Origin of the sequence: Streptomyces sp. NPDC060232 (assembly GCF_042726555.1) — a bacterium.
Lineage (GTDB): Bacteria > Actinomycetota > Actinomycetes > Streptomycetales > Streptomycetaceae > Streptomyces.
This window is the reverse complement of record NZ_JBHXAG010000021.1, coordinates 48,966-71,796: the sequence shown is the minus strand read 5'-3', so window position 1 is coordinate 71,796 and position 22,831 is coordinate 48,966. Positions and strand designations below refer to the sequence as shown.

Genomic DNA, 22,831 nt, shown 5'->3' with positions numbered 1-22,831 from the left:
GCGTCTACCAACCGTCGCGATCCCTGAAGAACCCGCCGCCAGTCACATGCTGCAAGTCCTTCTCCCAGGACTGGGTAGGCGCCACAGAGCCTCTATGTGGTTCAAAATTCAGCGGCCCCGGATGCCTCTCCGTCATATACCGCTCTACATCAAGAGCATCCTGTCGAGAGTCGTAATTCCTGAGGATTACCATCCGAGTTCCACCCTCGTAGTCTGAGTTCTTGTAGCGGCCGACGGGATTCTTGGAGATTCCCCATTTGAGCAATTCACCGCTCGAGGGTTTCACGAGAGCGTACAAGGATGTCTGCCCAGCGTCGGGAAGTGGGCCACTGATTGGCTTTCCCGTAGTGAAGGTCGGACAGGATGCGTTGTGGACGAGTACAGGAGTCTCACCCGCCAGCACATAGTACGTGTGGAGGTCGGCAACGGTGAGGTTGTAGGTCTCGTCGAAGGCCTCGTAGGCGCGAACTGCTGCAATCGCTACCCCTGCCCCATCGTCTGCGCGAAGGGTCTCACCCGGCTTGAGGTCTGCAGCGTCCTTCCAGACCCGGTCGGTTTCCGACCAGAACGGGTGGTGGCCCGTCGTGGTGATGGTCTTGACGCCGTCAGCAGTCTGGACGCTCAGGTCGACGTAGGTCTTGTCGTCCTCCGTGTAGATGGTCGCCGTAACGGTTCTCCCGGAGGTCTCGCCGGTCTCCGGGTCGGTCGCCAGGACCTCGTCGCCTTCGACCAGATCCTCAATGGGCTTGCTGGTTCCGTCTGCGAGGAGGACTTCCGTGCCGGCGACAAAGCTATTACGGCAGGGGGGCGGCGGCGTCCCCCTGGGCCCCCCGAAGCCCCTGAGCATCGGGCCGCTGCCATGCTGTAGCGCGGCAACTCCAACCTCGGCAACTGCCTCAACGTAGGTCATCTGGTTTTCACAGGTGACCCCTTCACGAGCACAGAGGAAGTCCGGGACCGACCAGTGGACAGCAGTGCCAGGATGACGGGGCCGACAGCCATCCCCACTCTTCATGTCTATGCAGTCGGCATAGATGTTGTAGTGCCTCTTGATGCTGGGGTCGCTCTTGTAAAGGGCCTTGGTGGACTCCTGGAAGGTCGGCACGTCCTTGAAGACGATGACGGTCTTGCCGATCTTCAGGGTGATCGGACCATCGTTGTAGTAGCTGAGATCCTTGCCCGGGGTGTAGTTCTTTGCAGCGGTGTTGCATCCGCCGCATCCGCCGCTGTCGAATCCGCCGTCGTTGTCACCCTCGAACAGCTTCAGGCCGCTCGGGTCCGAGTTGGTGATGGGGTTGCCGTTGGAGTACGTGTACCCGTTCATCTGCAGCGGGTCCGCGAGGTCGATGATCGGGTCGACCGTGAGGAAGCGGCCCGTCGTCGGGTCGTACTCGCGGGCGCCGATGTGGGTCAGGCCCGTGGTGTTGTCGTCGTTACCGACGCCGAGGAAGGTGCGGTCGCCGGGCCAGTAGGCGGGCTGGCTGCCGCGCGGGTTGCCGTACGGGTCGGACTTGCGGCGGGTGGCCTGCTGGTCCTTCTTCTGGTCGACGCTGATCGTCGCCGTGTTGTGGTGGTCGGTGAGCAGGTGCGACAGAGTGTGGCCGGTGGTCTTGCCGTTGGTGCGGCGGACCGTGGTCGGGGCGCCGGGGCTGCTGTAGTAGCGGACGGCGTCGATGGCCTTGCCGGCCTTGTCGACGGTGATCTCGGTCTCGCCGAGGTAGAGGGTACGGGCGCTTCCGGTTTCCTGGATGACCCGATTGCCGGAGGCGTCGTAGAGGTAGTTGGTGACGTTGCCGAAGCTCCACTGCTGGGCCGGCGTGGGCGCAGGGCTCGCACACGTGAAGATGTGCAGCTCGTTGCCTTCGGCGTCGTTGTCATTGGGGACGGTGACGCACTGGTTGGCACCGGTGACGAGGGCTTGCGGTTTGCCCTCAGGGGCGTAGGTGAACTTCTGGTTGAGGTCCCCCGCCGCGCAGGCCTTAAGGACAGCCTTGCCGTTGGCGGCAGTGAGGCACTTGCCGAGGGCCTGAACGGTGTCGCCGGTGATCCTCCACTGCTGGGGCTTCGTCTCGTTGCAGGACAGCAGTTGGACGGTCGTGCCGTCGGCGGTGTTGCCGTCCCGGACGTCAAGGCACTTGCCGGAGAGGCCGGTGACCGCGACGGAACCGATACCGGGGCTGGTGGCGGAGAGGAGCTTGCCGCGGCGGTCCCAGTTCAGGGTCTGGGTGTCGCCGTCGATCGTGCGGGTCTTGGTGCTGCCGACCGAGCTGTAGGTGTAGGTGGAAAGGGAGTCCACCGTGGAGCCGGCTGTTCTGGTGGTCTTGTTGACCTTGGTCAGGGCGTGGGGCTGCTTCTTCGGGTAGGGCTGTGCTCCACCCGTGATCTCGACGCCGTACGTGTAGCTCGTCTCGTCCTTGAGCGCGCTGTTCGTGGGATCGTGATCGGTCAGCTTGGTGCGGTTGCCGATCTTGTCGAACGCGTACTCCTGGTAGTAGGCGTCACCCGGAGTGCCGGAACCCACATCGGTGAGCGCCGGAGCGTCAGGCGTCGTGGGGCACGTGTCCTTGGCAGTCCAGGCTCGGACGAGCTGGCCCATGGCGTCGTACGTGAAGCACTGGCGGTCGACGAGCTCCGCTCCCTTGGCTGCTCCCGGGTACGAGTCCGTGATCGAGGTCGGGTTGCCGACCATGTCGTACTGGTAGGCGAGCGAGGAGAGGAGGTTCGACTGGGAGTTGGCGTCCGGTGTCTCCCTGTGGCTTGACGCCTTGGCGACCCGTCCCGTGTGGGGGTTGTAGGAGTTCGTCGTCCACACACGGTAGGGCGCGTTGCCGGCCGCGGTACGCAGTACCTGGCCGAACGGGCTGTAGACGGTGTCCGCCGTGTACCAGGACAGGCCCGACATGGTCTGCACCATGCCGTCGGTGTTGTAGCGGGTGACGAGCTTCTCGGCGGCGAGACCGCCGACGGTCGCGGGAAGGGTCGTGGACTGGACCTTGCCCGTGGGGGTGTACGTGGTGCTGTAGGCGTAGGAGCCGGCCAGGCCCTTGGTGGTGGGCAGGTCGGGGATCGTGATCCTCGACCCCGTGGGCCGGTACTCGCTGTCGTAGCCGGTGACTTCGGTCTTGAACGAGTGGGTGCCGCTCCACCTGCGGGTGGAGGCGACGGGCTGCCCCTTGCCGCCCGGCAGCGTGTCGTAGGTCCACGTGGCTATCGGGGCGGCGGTCTCGGAGTCGTCGCGCAGGGCGGTCTTGCGGCCGAGTGCGTCGTACGCCGTGTACTGGGTGACGTTGTAGGCGTTGGTCGCCGAGACCTGCTGGTCGAGGTTGTTGTACGTGAAGCTCGACTTGCCTGCGTCGGGGTCCTCGGACGCGATCACGCGGCCGCGGGCGTCATGGGTATAGGTCCAGTTGTTCTGGGCGGCATCGGTGACCTTGGCCAGCTTGCCGCGGACATCGTAGGTGTAGGTGGTCGTGTTCGACGTGGTGAGGTCGGTAGCGGTGTAGTGCTGGATCTCAGAGGTGCGGCCCAGGACATCGGTCGTCGTCCTGACTGCGCGGCTGCCCGCCAGCGGCGTGGTGCCGGTGGGCGAGATCGCGGTGCGGGTCAGGGTCGAGTCGCCGTCGTACTGGGAGATGGCGGACTGCCGGGCGGTGCCCTTCTCCAGGGCAGTGGTGCGTACGGCGCGGCCGAGGCCGTCGTACGCGGTCTGCGTGGAGTTGGGAACCTCGGTGATCGACTTGGGAACGAAGATCTCCGTGCTCAGATCACCTTCGGCGTGGTAGCCGTTGTTGGTCTGGCTGACGGTTCCGTTCGCACTGTGCAGGGTGTCGCTGACCAGACGTCCTCCGCCGTGGGCCTCGGTCTGGGTCTGGCGCGGGCGGAGCAGGCCGTCATAGATCGCGATCGAGCTGCTGTACGCACCGTTGTCCTTGAGTGTCCGAGAGATGACGACCGGCGCCTTGTGCTCGGTGATCTGGTACTCGAACGTGTAGGCAGCCTTGTCCGCAGCCTTCTGAGACGGGGTACGGACCTCAGTGGTCCGGCCGAGCGCATCGTACGTCGTGGTGACTTTGCGCCCATTGGCATCGGTCGCCTCCAGCACGCTGCCTCGGGTGGGTTCGAGCTTGGTCGTCACCTGGTGACCGAGTGCGTTGGTCGTGGTGACGGAGAACGCCGGGCCGGTAGCCGGGCTGAAGGTGACGGTCGTCGGGTTGCCCGCGGCGTCGTAGGTCTTGACTGCGCGCCCCAGCGAGTCGTACTCGGTGCGGCCGGCTGTCATCCAGCCCGTGCCCGCGCCGTCGATGCCGTCGACCTGGAACGGGAGGCCCTTGGTGGGTGCCGCCCCGAAGGCGTTCACCGCGTCGTAGGACGTACGGGATTTGCTGAGGACGGATCCGGAGGCAAGCGCGGCGGCGACGGCGGCCGCACTGCAGTCACCGTTGGTCTCAACGACTTCGGCCGTCAGGCCGATGAGGTTGCTCGCGGGGTTGTGGACGTAGTCGGGCTTGCTGCAGGACTCCTTGAACGTCGTCCAGCCGGTGCCCTTGTTCTCCTTGATGCCGGTGTGGGTGCTCAGGAGCAGGCCGTAGGACGTGGCCTTGTCCTCGTACGTGTTGGTGACCCGCTCCATCCGGGCAGCGCTGCCACGGATGTATTGGACCTTGTCAGTGCGTTCTGTGCCCAGGCGGTAGGCCTCGAGCGGAGTGGTGTCGGTCCGGGGTCGGGAGGCCGTCTTCTCGCTCCTCCACGGCTTGGTCAGCTCGCGGGACTCGACACTGCCGCCGGCTTTCGAGTACATGATGGTCTCTGCGGTCTGCCCCTGGAACTGGGGCAGGTCCTCGCCGAGGTCCTCGGCTCCGGTGGAGTCCTTGACCGTGACCTTCGCCGTGGGCGTCGACAGGCCCCGGAAGTACCGGCTGACGGTCTGGGACTGCTCCGTCGCGGTGGGCTTTCCCGCGTTCTCCGTCACGCCCTTGGTGGTGACGACCTCGGCGTAGCCGCGCCACTGGCTGAAGGTGCGCAACTCGGGCTTGGTGAACTCGTCGTCCTCCTTGGCCCAGGCCGCGCCGCCCTTGTACTCGTAGGCGGTGGTGACGTCGGGCTGACGGGCGACCCGGTCGATCTCGGTCACCCTCTCCACGACGTACTTGTTGAACCATTCGATCGGCGTCTTGTTCGGCGGCAGGTCCGGGTCCGGGGACCAGCGGACGGGGAAGCACCGGGTGTCGTTGCCCACTTCCATGAGGGTGGCGGGGCTGCCCACCGGACACGGAGCGGAGTAGTCGACGTGGATCTCGCCGCCGGTCTCCGTGCGGATCGTCTCCACACGAAGTCGGTCGAAGTCCGGGGTCGCCTCACCGGCCGACTTGGCCACCCGGTTGGGCATGTCGACCTCGTTGGCGAGGAAGGTGACGGGCGGCAGCGGCGGATCGTTGGCAGCGCCGTTCGGGCCGTAGCCGGTTCGGGCGATGGACTGCAGCCACAGCGGGGGGTGGGTGTCGGTCCGGTGGCGCGGGAGGGACTGGGTCAGCGTCCACTGGTCCACCTTGGAGAGGGCAGTGGCGCCTTCCGTGCGCTGCCCGTTGGTGGTGACGGACGCCAGTCGCTTGCGTGACCAGAACGTCGGCGAGGTGACGTAGCAGTTCGCCACGTCCGACTTGCAGTACAGGGTGGTGGGGGTGTCCCACCACCCCCGCTTGTCGTCGGCGTTCTTGGAGTTGAACTGGTCCTCTCCGCACTTGGTGTCACGGTCCGGGAAGCAGCGTTCATCCACCTTGAAGTCGACGCGGCCGGCGGGGGCCCCGGCAAGGTTGTCGGCGCGGAGCCCGTAGAAGATCTGGGTGGGATGCCCCCCGCGGACGTAGCCGACCTTGTTGGTGTCCTTCTCCGAGAACTTCTCGTTCCTCGCGTACCGGTTCCATTCCTTCGCCCAGTCGATGACCATGGCGTTGCCGTGGATGTCCTCGACGTAGTCGAGGTTCCAGCGCCAGGCCTGGGTGCAGAAGGAGTCCGCGTACGCCGCCTTGTAGCAGGGCTCGTCGGAGTGGTTGCCGACGACGGGGACGGTGAAAACCGAGTCCGTGACGGTCTTCGGGGACGTGCCGTCACCGTGGGTGCCCACGTTGTGGCGGCCGTAGTGGTAGCGCGTGCCGTCACGGGTGGTGACGACCCAGTACTCACCGTCCTTGGCGCCGTTGCCGCTGCCCGTCTTCAGCTCGACCTTGGCACCGTCGTCGGAGGATGGGACCCACTGCCCGGTCGTGGCGTCGTGGACGAGTTCCGTGGTCGAACCGGCGAGCGACATGACCACGCTGTCGCCGGCCCAACACAGGTCGCCCTTCTTCTTGTCCGTGGCGTTGTCGTTGTTCGGCTTTCCGTTGCGCTCCTTGAGGTCGTCGGAGCAGGAACGGAAGCGGCGCTCGATGTAGCCGGGGTTGTAGTCCCAGCCGTCACCCACCCAGGACGCCTGGCTGTTGGTCGCGGACGTCTTGCCGTCGACGGCCTGGGACGAGTACGAGAACGCGATGGCGGGGGTGGGTCCGGCCGGAGCCGGCGGAACCGTCAACGGATAGGACCAGGTGAAGCCACCGCTGTTTCCACCGGCGGTCCAGGAACCCGAAGCCCCCAGCGGCGTGGCCTTGTAGGTGCCGCCCGCACCCGCAGCACTGTCGGAGGCCGCGAGGACCACCGATCCGCCTCCCGCGCCCGTCATCGTCCGCATGCCCTGGACGGTGGCTGTGCTCGGGTCGATGGTTGCGGTGACCGTCTTGGCCGACGGGTTGTTGGTGCTCGGAACGTCCGTGGACACAGAGCACAGAGGATCCGACGGGCGCTCGAGGAAGCACACCGGCAGCTGCTTGAGCTGCAGGCGCGAGGCCCACTCGGCACCGTACAGGTCTCGGAATTTGGTGTAGTCCAGTTGCACGTCCACCGGAGTCGCGGCATCGGCCGGCGGCGTGACGGTGATGATCGCGCCGTCGACATCCGCGGCTTCGGTCTTGGTGCGCTCTGCGATGGCGGCCGACCAGGTACCCGACGGGGCGGTACTGGCCCCGTCGGCCTTGCCGATGCTGACGGGAAGCGCGCCGATCTGGACGGGAGCCGTGGCCCCGGCCGACAGGGTCTCGCTGGCGACGGCCGCAGGCGGTGCTGCCTTCTGCGTCGCCTCGTAATCAGCAGGTGGCTTTACGAGCTCGCCGCTCCAGCCCTTGAGCTGTGCGGCTGCTGTCGCATCGAGCTTGGCCTCGTCCTCATGCTGGAGCGACGGCAGTTGGACACCGGTGCGGTCGCCCGGTGGTGCCGCCCAGGCAGGGGCGGGCAGAAGCGTTGCGGCCAGGACCACGGACAGTGTGATGCCGGTGCGCCCGGCAAGGCGCGCGCGTCTCGCGCGGGCCCTTCTGTTTCCGGGCAGGCGGAAATTGTTCGCCGAGAGCGGCGACATGTGGACCCCCCCACGAGCTGCCGCCACGGCATGGGCACATGGACGACAGGAAACTGACAAATAGCCAGCTGATTGTGCGGGTAAGGGGACGGAAAAGTCACGGTTCCGATATCCGATGTGGGCTTTGTCACCTTAACGACTGCACACCCTGGACTATTGGGTGTGAATCAGCAGTTAACGGCACGCCGGACGGCCGGCACCGCGGGTGCGGATGTCGGCGTGATGGTTCATGCTCGGCTCGCGCATCTTGTGCGCGGACGGCGAACGGGGAGTGAGCCCTTCGCGTTTCGGGCCGATGGCCGGAATCATTTGTGAGTACCGAGGGCTGCGGAACCGCGCTGCCCGAGGGGGGAGAAGTACGCCTGTGTCTGTCAGTGAGCCCGTTGACGAAAGCCCGCCGAAGGCGGCTGAAAGAGAGGTCGTTGCTGTGGCAACGCCTCGTTGGTACCGGCGTCGCCGGGCCTTGGGAGGTATCGCCGCCCTTCTTGCCGTCGCCATCGCGGTGCCCGTCGGGGTGCACGTCATCGGCGGGGATGCTCGGGACCGGTCCGGTCAGGACGCGCCGATCTCCGAACACCAGGCGCGTCGCCTTGCCGCGGAGTCCGGCAAGGAGGTGGAGGTCACCGCCGCGCGTAGTGCGAACACCACGACGTGGGCCCGTCCGGACGGCTCGTTCCGCAAGGAGGTCCACAGCGCGGCCTTCCGCGCCGAGGTGGACGGCAAGTGGAAGCCCATCGACACCGACTTGGCGAGAGTCGACGGCGGCTACGCGGCCAAGGCCGTCAACGGCCGTGTGTTCTTCAGCGGGGGCACCGGCCAGCAGGGTGCCGACGGGGACCGGGCCTCACGCAGTGTGAGTCGGGTGGCACTGCGACAGGACGCACCGGGGCAGGCGTGGACCGAATTGGTCCGCCTGAAAACCGACGGTCACGAGATGGTCGTGAGCTGGCCCGGCACCCTGCCCGCGCCGGTCATCGACGGTCCTCGGGCGCTCTATGAGAACGTCCGTCCCGGCATCGACCTGGTGATGACCGCTCAGGACGGCGGTTACTCGCACCTGCTGGTCGTCAAGGACAAGCAGGCCGCGGCCGACCCGCTGCTCGGTGAGTTGAAGTACCGCCTCACCTCGCCCGACATGAAGTTCCAGCTGGACGCCGAGTCGGGTGCGATCAGTGCCCGTGACGCCAAGGGCGAGGAGATCGCCGGTTCCCCCAGCCCGATGTCATGGGACTCCAGTGGCAAGATCGCCACCACCGATGCCGTTGCGGCGTGGAAGCCGTCGGATGCGGCGAAGCAGCATCCTACGCTCGGGCTGCCCGGTCTGGCCGGCGCCGAAGGAGCCCGCCTGCGGCCGGTCAAGGCCAACCTCAACGAGAGCACGCTCTCCCTGACACCCGACAGCTCACTGCTGAACGACCCGCAGACCGTCTACCCGGTGTTCATCGACCCCTCGTTCAAGAGGCACAAGCACTCCTGGACGCTGCTCTACAAGACGGAAGGCAATTCAAGCTTCTACAACGGGCAGAACTACAACGCGAGCGGCACGAACGAAGCACGCGTCGGGTACGAGTCCACCACCGGCGGCACGTCCCGTTCCATCTTCAACTTCGAATTCGGCAGCGAGCTGCACGGCGCCGCCATCCTGTCGGCCAATGTGCGCGCATTGCAGACGTACTCGTGGTCCTGCGACCAGAAGCCGATGGACATCTACTCGACTCCCTTCATCACTTCGTCGAGTACGTGGAACAACACGACCGGTTTCTGGAACTGGAAGGTCACCAGCGAGCACTCCGGGTACGGATACAACAGCTCGTGTCCCGACAACTGGATCGCGCCCGACATCAAGGGCCTCGTGACCCACGCCTCGAACAACGGCTGGGGGGCCATGTCGCTGGGGTTCGCCGCCCCGAACGAGTCGGACTCGTACTACTGGAAGAAGTTCATCGCCAACGGCGAGACTGCTCCCTACATCGAGATCGTCTACAACACTCCCCCGAACATCCCGGTCGCGGCGAACATGAAGACCTACCCCGGCGGCCCCTGCCTGACCAGCGGTGCCGGCACCGCCATCGGCAAGACGAACGTCACCTTCCAGGTCCAGGGCACCGACCGCGACGACAGGACCGACCAGCAGAACCTGCACGAAATCCAGATCGAGGTGTGGGGAGGCGACAACGCGAAGGTCTACAGCCAATGGCTGCGTGTCAACAGCGACGGCTTCGTCACCGCCGAAGTGCCCTTCGACACGTTCGAGGACGGCAAGCAGTACTGGTGGCTCGCCCGCGCCAGGGACAAGGACGGCTGGTGGTCGCCCGGCAGCGGACCGGCCGACTCGGGTGGCGGAGGCTGGTGCACCTTCACCGTCAGCCACAGCGTGCCGCCCAACCCGGCTGTCGACTCGACGGACTTCCCGCCCAGCGGTAACGGCACCAACTGGAGCCTCAACCACGCCGGCACCCCGGACCAGGCGTTGTACCTCTCCGGAAACGGCGCCAAGGCCGGTGACGTCCAGGAGTACCAGTGGAGCCTGAACCGTCCGCTCTTCGACAAGAAGGCCGCACCGGACGCCACTGACAAGGCGACCATCAAGATGCAGGTCGACACCACTGGTCCCAACGTCCTCTACGTCCGGACGGTAAGCAAGTCCGGCAACGTGTCCGGCCACACCGCCTACGAGTTCCTCGTCAAGGCCAGGCCCGGCCTGGACAAGCCCGGCGACGTCACCGGCGACGGCCATCCCGACATCCTGGCCGTCAACGAGAAGGGAGACCTGCTCACCTACGCCGGTGACTCCCAAGGCGACACCGACGCCCACGTCCTCGCCACACTCGACAACGGCACGCCCGTCAGCGGCCACTGGAAGGACGCGACCACCGGTAAGTCGGCACTCATCGGTCACTCCACCGACTGGTTCCCCGGCGACGGGCTGACCGACGTCATCGCGCGGATGCCCGACGGCAAGATGTACGTCTACCCGGGTATCGGTACCGGCCAGTTCGACGTCGGCCGGCGCATGGAAATCCTGCTGCCCGCCAACGCGCCGGACCCGGCGACCTTCCGCCAGATCGTCGTCAGCGAGGACGTGGACGGCGACGGCACACCCGACCTGTTCGCCATCGCCGGCGACGTGCTGTGGATGTTTTCGGGATACTCGGGAGCCAGCTTCGCCTCCTACAAGCAGGTGGCCAACACGGTCTGGGACTCCCGCGACATCGTCGGTGTCCGGGACATCTCCGGCGACAAGGTCCCCGACCTGCTCTACCGCGACAACGCCAACCCCAACCGCGGCCTCGTCCTGCGCAAGGGCAAACCGGGGACGAACGGCGGCGTCGACCTCGTCTCCCTGAAGGACGGAGCGAGCGCCCTGGGCGGGCAGGACTACGGCTACGCCACCACGGGATGGGGCCGGAGCGCCGTTCCGAAGATCCTCGGCACCCCTGACGCCAACGGTGACGGCATCCCCGACATCTGGGCCGTCGACGCCAGCGGCAAGCAGTGGCTCTACATGGGTGGGAGCACGGCGGTCGGTGGCGCGACCGGCGTCGACGAGGACGCCTGGGACAAGTACCTCACCATCGGATAGCACGGTCCAGCGTCACGCGGAGCCCCGCCGGGAGACCGTTCCCGGTGGGGCTCCGTCGTTCGCGGACCGGGGGAACGCGGGGTCGAATTCCTGCCAGCGGTGGGGGGTTCGGCGCTATTTGATTGAAGCCGCAACCAAGCGATGCGGGAGGAAGAGCATGGACAGGAACGCGGTGGCGCTGGTGACCGGGGGAAGTCGGGGGATCGGGGCGGCCGTTGCCGTGCGGCTCGCCGAGGAGGGGGCGGATGTCGCGATCACGTACGTCAGCGATGCCGAGGCTGCGGGCCGGGTGGTCAAGGCGGTGGAGGCACTCGGGCAGCGGGCCGTCGCCCTGCGGGCGGATGCGGGGGACGCGGCGGAGGTCGCGAACGCGGTCGGGGAGACCGTACGGCGGTTCGGGCGGCTCGACGTGCTGGTCAACAACGCCGGGGTGGGGGCGGTCGGGCCCCTGGAGGGAGTCGGGGTGACCGAGGTCGACCGGGTGCTCGGCGTCAACGTGCGCGGCGCGTTCCTCGCGGCCCAGGCGGCCGCGGGGCGTATGCGGGAGGGCGGGCGGATCATCACGATCGGAAGCTGCATGGCGCAGCGGGTGCCGGGGCCGGGCGGCGTGCTGTACGCGATGAGCAAAGCCGCGACGATCGGCCTGACGAAGGCCCTGGCACGGGAGCTGGGCGGGCGCGGAATCACGGCGAACCTCGTACATCCGGGTCCCGTCGACACCGACATGAACCCGGCCGACGGACCGTACGCGGGCCCGCAGGCGGCAATGACGGCACTCGGCCGGTTCGGGAGGCCGGAGGAGGTCGCGGAGGTGGTGGCTTTCCTGGCTGGGCCCGGCGCCGGCTACGTCACGGGCGCGGAGTTCGCGGTGGACGGCGGCCACGCCGCGTAGCCCTCGCCGGGCGTGCGGGCGGATCCGGGGTACGAGGTCCGGGCCCCCACGGGGCGAGTCCCGGACCGGGGCGGTCCCCGGCTCCCGAGCACCGGCCCCAGAGCGCCGGGCGCGGGGGCTGGGCCGTCGGCCGGCTGCCGTCGGCGGGCCTCGCCGGCGCCTGCGCGGCTCGGGGTGCCGCAGGGTCCGACACGCGCGGGCAGCCCCGAAAGCCTGCCTGTCTCTTGGACGTGCAGGGCCCGTGGTGGTGCCGTATGCCGGGTCGGGATCCTGGGGCGATCCGCGGCGGACGCGGCCGGGGCGGTGGGCGTGGCGGCGGGATTTGTCTGGGTTGTCGGGTGATGATGGCGTCGTGCGACTTGATCACGTGTCCTATGCGGTGGCCCGCGACAGTTTCGTCTCCACCGTCCAGTGGATCGGGTCGGCCCTCGGAGCCGGGTTCGCCGACGGCGGTGTGCACCCGCGGTTCGGCACCCGCAATTTCATCCTCCCGCTGAGCGGCGGCACCTACGTCGAGGTCGTCACCACACTCGACCATCCCGCCGCCGACCGCGCGCCCTTCGGCCAGGCGGTCGCGCGCCGCGCCGCCGAGGGCGGCGGCTGGCTCGGTTGGGTGGTCTCCGTCGACGACATCGCCCCGGTCGAGGCCCGCCTCGGCCGCACCTCGGCCGAGGGCCACCGTGTCCGCCCCGACGGGTTCGACCTGAGGTGGAAGCAGATCGGCCTGCTGGAGCTGATGGAGGACCCGCAACTGCCCTACTTCCTGCAGTGGCTGGTCCCCACCGAGGAGCGCCCGAGCGCCGACCCGCGCACCCCCACCACCATCCACGGGCTCTCCATCGCCGGCGACGCCGCCTCCATCGCCGAATTCCTCGGCGAACCGGCCGACCACCCCCTCGACCAGATCGACGTCACCTGGGTCGAGGATGAGGAACCGGGCCTGGTCGCGGTCGAGTTCGCCACCGCCAAGGGCCCCGTCACCATCTGACCCGGTCGGCTGCCCCAAGGAGCGGCCGACCGGGGACCGCCCGCCCCGAGCACCCGTCACCAGGCGCCTTCCACGGCCGTTCTGATCATGCGCCCGCGCCTGCGGGGCTTGCGGGCAGGGTCGGGGCGTGGTGCTCGACGAGATCACCGACGAGAACCGGCGGGCCGCAGCCGACGTGGCGCCGGCGGACGACCAGCGGCGGTTCGTCGCCGCGCTCGGCGCCCGCTACGTGCTGCTGTCCATGCGCGGCGGCGTGTGGAACTCGCTCGCGATCCGGGCCGGTGACGCGGTGGTCGGGCACGTGATGTGCACGTACGACGAGGAGGGCGGCGCGCACTGGATCGGCGGCAAGATCGTCGACGCCGCCGAGCCGGGCCGGGGCGTGGGCCGGGCCGCGGTGCGCGCGCTGATCGGGCGGCTCGCCGCGCTGCCGTCCTGCCGGGAGATCCGGCTCTCGTACCACCCGGAGACCGCCCCCGCCGCGCGCCTCTACGCCGAGCTCGGCTTCACGCCCACCGGCGACTTCGAGGACGGCGAGGTCGTGGCCGCCCCGGCCGTCGCCCCGGCCTCCGACTGACCGGCCGGAGGCCGGGGCGCCGCAGGAGCCGCAGGAGCCGCAGGAGCCGCAGGAGCCGCCGTAAACTGCCCTGCGGCCCTTGCGGCACCGCCGTACACCCGCGCCTCAGGGCCGCACCGGAATCCCGGTGCGGCCCTGAGGCGCGTGCTGCGGGCCCCGGGGGTGTCGGCCCCCGGGACGGTTCACAGGCGCGGGGTCAGCCGCCCAGTTCCTGGTGGCGGGCGGTCAGCGCGGCCGCGCCGGCCTCCGTCAGCGAGCCGAACAGGCGCAGGCGGGAGAAGCCGCCGTCCGGGTAGATGTCGATGCGCACGTGCGTGCCCACCGCCGGGGTGTCCAGGACGAAGCGGTGGTTGGTGTCGGGCTGCAGGCGAGTGCGCGGCAGGAACTCCGTCCACTCGCCCTCCTCGCCCGTCTTCACCGACAGCGAGGCCCAGCCGGCCGAGTTGCCCTTGAGGTAGGCGGTGTCGATCTCGACGGCGCGGATCTCGGACTCGGTGACGAGCTGGTAGCGGATCCAGTCGTTGCCGTTGTCGCGGCGGCGGGCGGTCTCCCAGCCGTCGTCCATCTTGCGGGAGCGGCCCGGGTTGATGGTGTTGGTCGGCGGGGAGTAGAAGCGGTTGGAGGCGTCCTGGACGGAGCCGCCGTTCTCCAGGGCCACCACGTCGAAGGAGCCGAGCGCGGCGAGCCACTCCGGGTCGGGCAGGACCTCGCCGTGGACGCGCAGGCGGGCGATGCCGCCGTCGGGGTGCTGGTTGACGCGCAGGTGCGTGAAGCGCTGCTCGGCGTCGACCTCGAAGCCGTTGGCGGCGTGGCCGCCGACCGCCGTGCGGGGCACGATGGTCGTCCACTTCACGCCGTCGCCCTGGAGCTCCTCCGGGGTCGGTGCGAGGGCGCCCTCCCAGTTGGTGGCCTCGACGGAGACGGCCTGCGGCATGTTGCCGCGGAAGTGGGCGGTGTCGACCACGATGCCGCGGATGACGCCGGGGGCGCCCAGGCGCACCAGCGCCCAGTCGTGGTCCTCGGGCGTGGGCCAGGGCTGGGTGGCGCAGACGCCGCGGCGGCGGCGGGTCTCCCAGCCGTCCATGACCTTGCCCTTGTGGCCGAAGTCCTCGGGGTCGAAGTGCGCGGCCTCGGAGATCAGCAGGTTCTCGCGCTGGGCGAAGAACTCGTCGTTGGCGGCGATGACACCGGCGCCCAGCTCACGGGCGGCGAGGTTCGCGTACCGGGTGAAGGGGAAGTCGGCGGTGCGGTAGTCCGCGTACGGGTCGCCGCCTCCGTACGGGTTCGCGTTGCCGGTGAAGGATTCAATCGCCACTGGTCAGTTCTGCCTTTCGAGGAGGAGGCCCGTGGGCTCGGTCGGGGTGCCGTGGTCGGCGATCTGCGTGCCGCGCAGCCAGGTGGACTTCACGACGCCGTGCAGGGTCTTGCCCGCGTACGCCGTGACCTGGTTGCGGTGGTGGAGTTCGGCCGGGTCCACGGTGAACGCTTCTTCGGGGGCGAGCACGGCGAAGTCGGCGTCGCGGCCGGCCTCGATCGCGCCCTTCTGCGCCAGCCCGGCGAGGGCGGCCGGGGCGGCGGACATCCAGCGGACGACGTCCTCCAGGGTCCGGCCGCGGCGGCGCGCCTCGGTCCAGACGGCGGGGAGGCCGAGCTGGAGGGAGGAGATGCCGCCCCACGCGGTGGCGAAGTCGCTGGTCTTCAGGTCCGCGGTGGAGGGCGAGTGGTCGGAGACGATGCAGTCGATGGTGCCGTCGGCGAGCGCGTCCCACAGGAGGTCCTGGTTGGCGGCCTCGCGGATGGGCGGGCAGCACTTGAACTCGCTGGCACCGTCCGGCACTTCCTCCGCGGTGAGAGTGAGGTAGTGCGGGCAGGACTCGACGGTGATCCGCACGCCCTCGGCCTTGGCGGCGGCGATCAGCGGCAGCGCGTCGGAGGAGGACAGGTGCAGGACGTGGACGCGGGCGTTCAGCCGCTTCGCCTGGGCGATCAGGTTGCCGATGGCGGTGTTCTCGGCGTCGCGCGGCCGGGAGGCCAGGAAGTCGGCGTACTTGGGGCCCGGGACGAGGGGGGCGGCGTCGAGGTGGTGGGGGTCCTCGGCGTGCACGATCAGCAGGCCGCCGAAGCCGGTGATCTCGGCGAGGGAGGTGGCGAGCTGTTCCTGGTCGAGCTCGGGGAACTCCTCCACGCCCGAGGGCGACAGGAAGCACTTGAAGCCGTAGACGCCGGCGTCGTGCAGCGGGGCCAGGTCCTTGACGTTGTCCGGGAGGGCGCCGCCCCAGAAGCCGACGTCCACGTGCGCCTTGGCGCGCGCGACCTCCTGCTTGACGCGCAGGTTGTCGACCGTGGTGGTCGGCGGGAGGGAGTTGAGCGGCATGTCGAGGATCGTGGTGATGCCGCCGGCCGCGGCGGCGCGGGTGGCCGTCCAGAAGCCCTCCCACTCGGTGCGGCCCGGGTCGTTCACGTGGACGTGGGTGTCGACGAGGCCGGGGAGCAGGACGTCGTCGCCGAAGTCCTCCAGCCGGGCTCCGGCCGGTACTTCGGCGTCGTGTTCGAGCACGGCCGTGATCTTCCCGCCGGCGACGGCGACCGAGGCGGCCCGCGTCCCCTCGGGGGTGATGACGCGCGTCGAGCGCAGTACCAGTTCCACAGCCACGTCGGCCACCGGAACCTCCCCATCTACTTCCACAGAGCGAAATTCAACGTTCTGTTGACGGAGTCTTCCCGCCGATCCGGGAGCAGTCAAGAGCACCCGGACGGACCCCTGACACGCCAGGACCACACTTGGATGTTTCCACAGGATGGAATGATGATTTCGCCATACAGAATGTAGCTACCGTCGCGGGAGTCGGGCGGATAACTTCACGAGGACGTCCGCCACCAGGACAAACCACCTCTGACCGGCGGCGTCGGCCCCGACCCCAGCGCTGGGGCCGACGCCGACCGCCGGGTAGGCTGCTCCCTTGCCTGCCAGCACCGAAAGGACCGCGCCGTGCCGACGTCCAGCGCCAGCACCACCGACGCTTCCTCAAAGACCCCTGCCGCCAGCGGTGGCGTCCAGTCCCTTGAGCGCGCCTTCGATCTGCTCGAACGTATGGCCGACGCCGGGGGCGAGGTCGGCCTGAGCGAGCTGTCCGCCGCCAGCGGTCTGCCTCTGCCCACGATCCACCGCCTGATGCGCACGCTGGTGGCGTGCGGATACGTACGCCAGCAGCCCAACCGACGGTACTCCCTCGGCCCCCGCCTGATCCGCCTCGGCGAGTCCGCGTCGCGCCTCCTGGGGACCTGGGCCCGCCCCTACCTCGCCCGTCTGGTCGAGGAGACCGGCGAGACGGCGAACATGGCCCTGCTCGACGGGGACGAGATCGTCTACGTCGCCCAGGTGCCGTCCAAGCACTCGATGCGCATGTTCACCGAGGTCGGCCGCCGGGTGCTGCCGCACTCCACCGGTGTGGGCAAGGCGCTCCTGGCCCACACCCCGGCCGAGGAGGTACGGGCCCTCCTCGCGCGCACGGGCATGCCGGCGGCGACCGAGAAGACCATCACCACGCCCGAGGGCTTCCTGGAGGCGCTGGAGCAGGTCCGCAGGGTGGGCTACGCGGTCGACGACAACGAGCAGGAGATAGGAGTCCGCTGCCTCGCCGTGTCGGTGCCGAACTCGCCGACCGCCGCCGCGATCTCCATCTCCGGTCCGGCCGGCCGCGTCACCGAGGCCGTGGCCGAGTCCTTCGTCCCGATCCTCAAGAACGTCGCCGACGAGCTGTCGGTGGCCCTGTCCAACCAGACCCCCGCGTAGGACCGTCACACAGCCGTACGAAGGCCCCGGCCGCCCCTCGCTTCGAGGGTGCGGCCGGGGCCTTGTCGTACGCCCCCCGCACGGGCTGGGCACGGCGGTCCCGGTCCGGCGCTGGGCCGACTGCTGGTCCGCGATGGCGGGGCACGCCCCGGCGGGGCAGCGTGGTCGGCAACTGCCCCGCCTCCCCGCCCCGAGGTCCGCCCATGGCCCCGAAGCCCGTCACGGCGCCGAGCCCGCCCGATGCCCTGCCAGAGCCCGCCGCCGTCGCGGGGCGGCGGCGGGCTCTCGTCTGGCTGGCCCCCGTCGCCGCCGCGTACGCCGTCGCCCAGCTGCTCCTTGCCGTGCCGGGCACCGGACTCGGCTGGGACGAGACCGTGTACGTCAGCCAGGTCGCGCGCGAGGCTCCCGCCGCGTTCTTCAGCGCCCCGCGCGCCCGCGGAGTCACCCTCCTCGTCGCCCCCGTCACGGTCCTCACCCCGTCCGTCACGGCCCTGCGGATCTACCTGGCGCTGCTGTCGGCGGCGGCGCTCCTGCTCTCCCTGTGGGTATGGCGGCGACTGATCCCCGCGCCGGTCCTCGCCCTGGCCGGGGCCCTCTTCGCCGGCCTGTGGACGACCCTGTTCTACGGCCCGCAGGCCATGCCCAACCTCTGGGTGGCCTTCGGGGCGCTCCTCGCCGTCGGCTGCTTCCTGCGGGCCGCCCGCGACCCCGGTGACCGCATCGCGCTCGCCGGGCTCGTCGCCGGGATCTGCCTCGCCGCGCTCATGCGCCCCTCCGACGCGGTCTGGCTCGTCCTGCCCCTGGTGTGCGCCGTCCCGGCCGTGCGCGCCGGGCGGCGGCCCGCGCTGCTCGCGGCGCTCGCGGCGGGTGCGCTGCTCGGAGGCGGCGAGTGGGTCGTCGAGGCCGAGCTCCGCTACGGCGGCCTCCTCCCCCGGCTGCACCGCGCCGGCGAGATCCAGGGCGGCCTCGGCTGGAACCCGGCCTTCGGCCACCACCTGCGCGCCCTGGGCGGCCGTACGCTCTGCCGCCCGTGCGACGTGCCCTGGTCCCAGCCCGTCACCGCGCTGTGGTGGTTCGCGCTGCCGCTGCTCACCGCGGGCGGGCTCGTCACCGCGTACCGGACCAGGCGGCTGCGCCTGGTCCTCGTACCCGCGGCGGCCGCGCTGTCGCTTGCGGCGCCGTACCTGCTGCTGGTCGGGTACGCGGCGCCCCGCTTCCTGCTGCCCGCGTACGCCCTGCTGGCCCTGCCCGTCGCCCTGTGCCTGGCCCGGCTGTTCACCCGGGCCCGCACCCGCCCGTTCGCCCTCTGGACGCTCTGCCTGGCGCTGGCCGCGCACTTCGCGCTCCAGCTCGCAGTCACCGCCACGCTGGGCGCGCGCAGCCGGGCCAACCGGGCGGCGTTCACCGCCGTGGTCGCCGCACTGCACCGCCAGGGGGTGCGGCCGCCCTGCGTGGTCAGCGGCGAGGAGGCCGTCCGGGTGGCGTTCCGCGCCGGGTGCGCCTCGCGCCAGGTCTACGGGGGCCACGACGGCAGCATCACCCCCGACGGGCTCGCCGCTCTCGCCCGCACCCGCCCCACGGCGGTGCTGGTGGCGGGCGGGGCGGCGCCGCCCCCGTGGGCCCGGGGCTGGCGGCCGCTCCCCCTGCCCGACTTCCCGGGTCTGCGCGGCCACCTCGCCTACCTGGCTCCTTCGGCGCGGCCCGCCCAGGTCGACGAGCCGGCGTCACGCGGGAACTGACGCGGTGAGCCGGCCGTCGGCCATCGTCGCCGTACGGTCCACCCGCCCCAGGTGGGCGTGGTCGTGGGTGACCAGCACGGTGGCGGTGGAGCGCTCGCGCGTCAGGGTCACCAGCAGGTCCAGCACGGCCGCGCCGCGCTCGTGGTCGAGGGCGCTGGTGGGCTCGTCGACCAGCAGGACGGCGGGCTCGTTCATCAGCGCGCGGGCGATGTTGACGCGCTGGCGCTGACCGCCGGAGAGCTGGTGGGGACGCTTGTCAGCCTTGTCGGCCAGGCCCACCGCGTCCAGCAGCTCCAGCGCCCGCCGGCGCAGGGCCTTCGCCGGCCTGCCCGCGAGGTGCGCCATGACCTGGAGCTGCTCGGCGGCGGTCAGCGAGGCCGGCAGGTTCGGCTGCTGGAAGACGATGCCGATCTTCTCCCGGCGCAGGGCCGACTTCTCGGCGGGGCCCATCCGCGTGGTGTCCTCGCCCGCGACGACGACCCGGCCGCGGTCCGGGGTGACGAGGGTGGCGGCGACCGCGAGCAGGGAGGACTTGCCGGAGCCTGAGGGTCCGATGACCGCCGTCAGGGTCCCGGCGGGCACCTCCAGGCCGACCGCGTCGAGAGCGGTGAGCCGGCCCTCCCCGTCGGGGTAGGTGAGCGTGGCGTCGTGGACGAGGAGGGTCATCGGGCGCTCCCGAGGGCGGTCAGCGGGTCGACGGCGGTGATCCGCCGGATGGACAGTGCCGCGCCCAGCGCGCCGAGCGCGATCATGATCGCGGCGGGGAGGAGCACCGTGACGGCGTCGAGGACGAAGGGCACGTCACCGCCGCTGATCAGCGCGCCGAAGCCGGCGGCGAGCGCCGTGCCCAGCCCGGTGCCCACGGCGAGCATCACCACGGCCTGGCCGAGGGCGTCCCGCAGGAGGTACGGGGTGGAGGCGCCCAGGGCCTTCAGGACGGCGATGTCGCCGCTGCGCTGGATGGTCCACACCGTGAAGAACGCCCCTGTGACCAGGGCCGAGATGGCGAAGAGGAAGCCGCGCATCAGCTGCAGCGAGCCGTTCTCGGCCTGGTAGGAGCCGATGGCGCCCAGGGCCTCGTCGACGGTCTGCGCCCTGGTGGACGCGGCCCGGTCGGCGGCGGCGAGGTCCACGCCGCTGCCGGAGACGGCGACGACGGTGGCGAGGGTGTCACCGGAGGTGCCGGGGTTGCCGATGCGCTGCCAGTCGCCGAGGTCCATCCAGACGACCGGCGTGTGGCTATAGGCGGCGGTGCCGGCGACGGCGGCCACGGTCAGCTCCAGCGGCCCGATCCTGAGTGTGGCGCCGGCGGTGAGCCCGCCCAGCTCCTTGGCCGCCTTCTGTGCGAGGACCACCCGCCCCTGCGCCAGGCCGGCGTCCCGCGGCGCGAGGCCGCCGGCCGGGTCCACGCCGAAGACCGAGACCGCGGTGGTGCGCTCACCCGAGACGGCGTTGGCGGTGCGGATCCCGAGGGGCTCCGCCGACCGCACGCCGGGCTGGGCCCGCCAGGCCAGCCAGGCGGACTCGGGCACCTGCGAGTTGGTGAAGGACACCTTCTGGTCCCCGGCGGGCGCGGCGAAGGCCAGGTGTGAGGCGGGCAGGCCGGTGAGGGCCGAGATGTTCTCCCGGGCCAGGCCTGCGGTGAGCCCGGACAGCAGGCCGACCATCAGCGTGATCAGCAACACGACCGAGCCCATCAGGGCGAAGCGGCCCTTGGCGAACCGTAGATCTCTCCATGCGACGAACATGACCCCACCTTGGTCTTCCCTGTGGGGGCGGGGCATCGCGCCCCGGTAGCGACCTGCGCATCGAAGGGCGCACCCGGACATCGAACTTTCGGTTGACCGGGGCCGGCCGGGACCGCTCTACGCTGGTCGGGAGATGACTGCTGCTGCTCCCCCCGCCCCGCCCCGCGCCTGCGCGCCCCCCGCCGCGCCCGCCGCCCGCTCCCTGACGCCCGTGTCGAAGGTGCTGCGACTGTGCCTGCACGCCCTGCTCCTCGGGCTGCTCGCACTGGCCGCCGGCCGCGCCGTCGCCGACTCCGCACCCTGGGCCGGCTGGGTGGTCGTCGCCTGCGCGCTGCTCGCCGCCGTGTACGCAGCCGGCGTACGGACCCCCGCCGTGCACCGCTCCCAGCGGGCGGGCGCGGTGTGGCTGGCCGGGCTCGGGGCGGCCTGGGCGGGCCTGCTGGCGGTCTCCCCCGACGGGCTGTGGATCGCCTTCCCGCTGTACTTCCTGGAACTGCACCTGCTGCGGCTGCGCTGGGGTGTCGCGGCCGTCGCGGTGACCGCCTGCGCCGCCATCGGCGGCTTCCTCGCGCACAGCAGCGCGGCGACGCCGGGGGCCTTCCTGGGGCCGCTGCTCGGCGGGGCGGTGGCCGTGGCGACCGTACTGGGCTACCAGGCGCTGTACCGCGAGAGCGAACGCCGCCGGGAGCTGATCGAGGAGCTGATCACCACGCGGGCCGAGCTGGCCGCGGCCGAACGCGGCGCCGGGATCCTGGCCGAGAGGGAGCGCCTGGCCCGGGAGATCCACGACACCCTCGCGCAGGGCCTGTCCTCCATCCAGCTGCTGCTGCGGGCCGCCGAGCGGGCGCTGCCGGAGGGGGCCCCGGCCCTGCCGCACATCGCGCAGGCCCGTCAGGCCGCGCAGGACAACCTCGCCGAGGCGCGTCGCTTCGTACGGGCCCTCACGCCGCCGGACCTGGAGCACGGCTCGCTCGCTGCGGCGCTGGAGCGGCTGTGCGCGGGGGTGCCGGGCCCGCGGGTGCGGTTCTCGCTGAGCGGCCGGCCGCGGGTGCTGCCCACCCCGTACGAGGTGGCGCTGCTGCGGATCGCCCAGTCGGCGCTGGCCAACGTGGTGCGGCACGCCCGGGCCGGGCGCGCCGAGATCACACTGACCTTCATGGACGCCTCGGTGACGCTGGACATCGTCGACGACGGCGACGGCTTCGACCCCTCGTCGGCGGCGCCGCGCCCGGGCGTCGGCTCCGGCTCCGCCGACGGGGGCTTCGGACTGCCTGCGATGCGCTCGCGCGCGGAGTCGCTGGGCGGGCTGTTCACCGTGGAGTCCGACCCGGGCCAGGGCACCGCCGTGGCCGTGACCCTCCCGCTGCCGCTGGAACACCTGGAGCACACGGAACCCGTGGAGGCCCTGTGACCATCCGTCTTCTGCTCGCCGACGACCACCCCGTGGTCCGGGCGGGCCTGCGCGCGGTGCTGGACACCGAGGCGGACTTCGCGGTGGTGGCCGAGGCGGCGACCGCCGAGCGGGCGGTGGAGCTGGCCGCCCGCGAACCGGTGGACGTGGTGCTGATGGACCTGCAGTTCGGCGCGGGCATGCACGGCTCCGAGGCGACGGCCCTGATCACGGCTCGCTCCGGCGCCCCCCGGGTGCTGGTGCTGACCACCTACGACACGGACGCGGACATCCTCGCGGCGGTGGAGGCGGGCGCCTCGGGCTACCTGCTCAAGGACGCCCCGCCGGAGGAGCTGGCGGCCGCCGTACGGACGGCCGCCGCGGGCCAGTCGGCACTGGCCCCGGCGGTGGCGCTGCGCCTGATGGACCGGATGCGGACGCCGGCGGAGGCGCTGACGAAACGGGAGCTGGAGGTGCTGCAGCTGGTGGCGGACGGACTGTCGAACCAGCAGATCTCCAAGCGGCTCTTCCTCAGCCAGGCCACGGTCAAGTCCCACCTGGTGCACGTCTACGCGAAGCTGGGCGTCGAGTCCCGCACGGCGGCAGTGGCGGCGGCCGCCACCCGCCGCCTGATCCGCACTCCGTAGGCCGCCGGGGCCGGGCGCCCCCCGGGCTGTCCC

General features: G+C 70.5%; 13 protein-coding genes. 8 read left to right on the top strand and 5 right to left on the bottom strand.

Translation table 11 applies throughout. The features are described from left to right. Nucleotides 1–4: 4 nt before the first annotated feature. Entirely contained in the window at nucleotides 5–7,342 is a 7,338-nt protein-coding gene (locus ACFWFZ_RS26685) for a polymorphic toxin-type HINT domain-containing protein (RefSeq protein ID WP_387125510.1), read from the bottom strand. A gap of 562 nt (nucleotides 7,343–7,904) precedes the next feature. On the opposite strand from ACFWFZ_RS26685, the gene ACFWFZ_RS26680 reads away from it, so the two are divergent. The 4 genes from ACFWFZ_RS26680 to ACFWFZ_RS26665 all read left to right on the top strand — a co-directional run bounded on the left by ACFWFZ_RS26680 (nucleotide 7,905) and on the right by ACFWFZ_RS26665 (nucleotide 13,481). Next, complete coding sequence (locus ACFWFZ_RS26680; RefSeq protein WP_387125509.1) at nucleotides 7,905–11,024, top strand: DNRLRE domain-containing protein; 3,120 nt, start codon at nucleotides 7,905–7,907, stop codon at nucleotides 11,022–11,024. 157 nt (nucleotides 11,025–11,181) lie between these two features. Next, nucleotides 11,182–11,916: an SDR family NAD(P)-dependent oxidoreductase gene (locus tag ACFWFZ_RS26675; RefSeq protein WP_387125508.1), complete on the top strand. Its 735-nt coding sequence runs from the start codon at nucleotides 11,182–11,184 to the stop codon at nucleotides 11,914–11,916. Between the two features lie 352 nt (nucleotides 11,917–12,268). Continuing rightward, nucleotides 12,269–12,904 carry a VOC family protein gene (locus tag ACFWFZ_RS26670; RefSeq protein ID WP_387125507.1) on the top strand — a complete coding sequence of 212 codons (636 nt, stop codon included), beginning with the start codon at nucleotides 12,269–12,271 and terminating at the stop codon, nucleotides 12,902–12,904. Nucleotides 12,905–13,031: 127 nt separating this feature from the next. Further along, nucleotides 13,032–13,481, top strand: a complete 450-nt coding sequence (locus tag ACFWFZ_RS26665) for a GNAT family N-acetyltransferase (protein ID WP_387125506.1) — start codon at nucleotides 13,032–13,034, stop codon at nucleotides 13,479–13,481. Between the two features lie 196 nt (nucleotides 13,482–13,677). On the opposite strand, the gene alc is transcribed toward ACFWFZ_RS26665, so the two are convergent. After that, nucleotides 13,678–14,796, bottom strand: a complete 1,119-nt coding sequence (alc, locus tag ACFWFZ_RS26660; RefSeq protein WP_387125505.1) for an allantoicase — start codon at nucleotides 14,794–14,796, stop codon at nucleotides 13,678–13,680. A gap of 3 nt (nucleotides 14,797–14,799) precedes the next feature. Further along, a complete protein-coding gene (gene allB, locus ACFWFZ_RS26655; protein WP_387125581.1) occupies nucleotides 14,800–16,134 on the bottom strand; it encodes an allantoinase AllB in 1,335 nt (444 codons plus the stop codon). Between the two features lie 336 nt (nucleotides 16,135–16,470). Here allB and ACFWFZ_RS26650 point away from each other — a divergent pair, with 336 nt between their 5' ends. Together ACFWFZ_RS26650 and ACFWFZ_RS26645 are read left to right on the top strand one after the other, a co-directional pair. Beyond that, a complete protein-coding gene (locus ACFWFZ_RS26650; protein WP_387125504.1) occupies nucleotides 16,471–17,274 on the top strand; it encodes an IclR family transcriptional regulator in 804 nt (267 codons plus the stop codon). Between the two features lie 203 nt (nucleotides 17,275–17,477). Then, the gene (locus ACFWFZ_RS26645) at nucleotides 17,478–19,013 is read left to right on the top strand and encodes a hypothetical protein (RefSeq protein WP_387125503.1); all 1,536 of its coding nucleotides are present in this window, start codon (nucleotides 17,478–17,480) and stop codon (nucleotides 19,011–19,013) included. Here the strand turns inward: ACFWFZ_RS26645 and ACFWFZ_RS26640 are convergent. Continuing rightward, entirely contained in the window at nucleotides 18,999–19,679 is a 681-nt protein-coding gene (locus ACFWFZ_RS26640; protein WP_387125502.1) for an ABC transporter ATP-binding protein, read from the bottom strand. The genes ACFWFZ_RS26645 and ACFWFZ_RS26640 overlap by 15 nt on opposite strands. Continuing rightward, nucleotides 19,676–20,761, bottom strand: a complete 1,086-nt coding sequence (locus ACFWFZ_RS26635; RefSeq protein ID WP_387125501.1) for an ABC transporter permease — start codon at nucleotides 20,759–20,761, stop codon at nucleotides 19,676–19,678. The genes ACFWFZ_RS26640 and ACFWFZ_RS26635 overlap by 4 nt, the downstream gene beginning before the upstream one ends. Nucleotides 20,762–20,894: 133 nt before the next feature. Between ACFWFZ_RS26635 and ACFWFZ_RS26630 the strand changes: the two genes are divergently transcribed. Together ACFWFZ_RS26630 and ACFWFZ_RS26625 are read left to right on the top strand one after the other, a co-directional pair. Further along, nucleotides 20,895–22,172 (top strand): sensor histidine kinase, encoded by a 1,278-nt coding sequence (locus ACFWFZ_RS26630; RefSeq protein WP_387125500.1) that lies wholly within the window; start codon nucleotides 20,895–20,897, stop codon nucleotides 22,170–22,172. Further along, nucleotides 22,169–22,798 carry a response regulator gene (locus ACFWFZ_RS26625; protein ID WP_387125499.1) on the top strand — a complete coding sequence of 210 codons (630 nt, stop codon included), beginning with the start codon at nucleotides 22,169–22,171 and terminating at the stop codon, nucleotides 22,796–22,798. The genes ACFWFZ_RS26630 and ACFWFZ_RS26625 overlap by 4 nt, the downstream gene beginning before the upstream one ends. The last annotated feature ends 33 nt before the right edge of the window (nucleotides 22,799–22,831 follow it).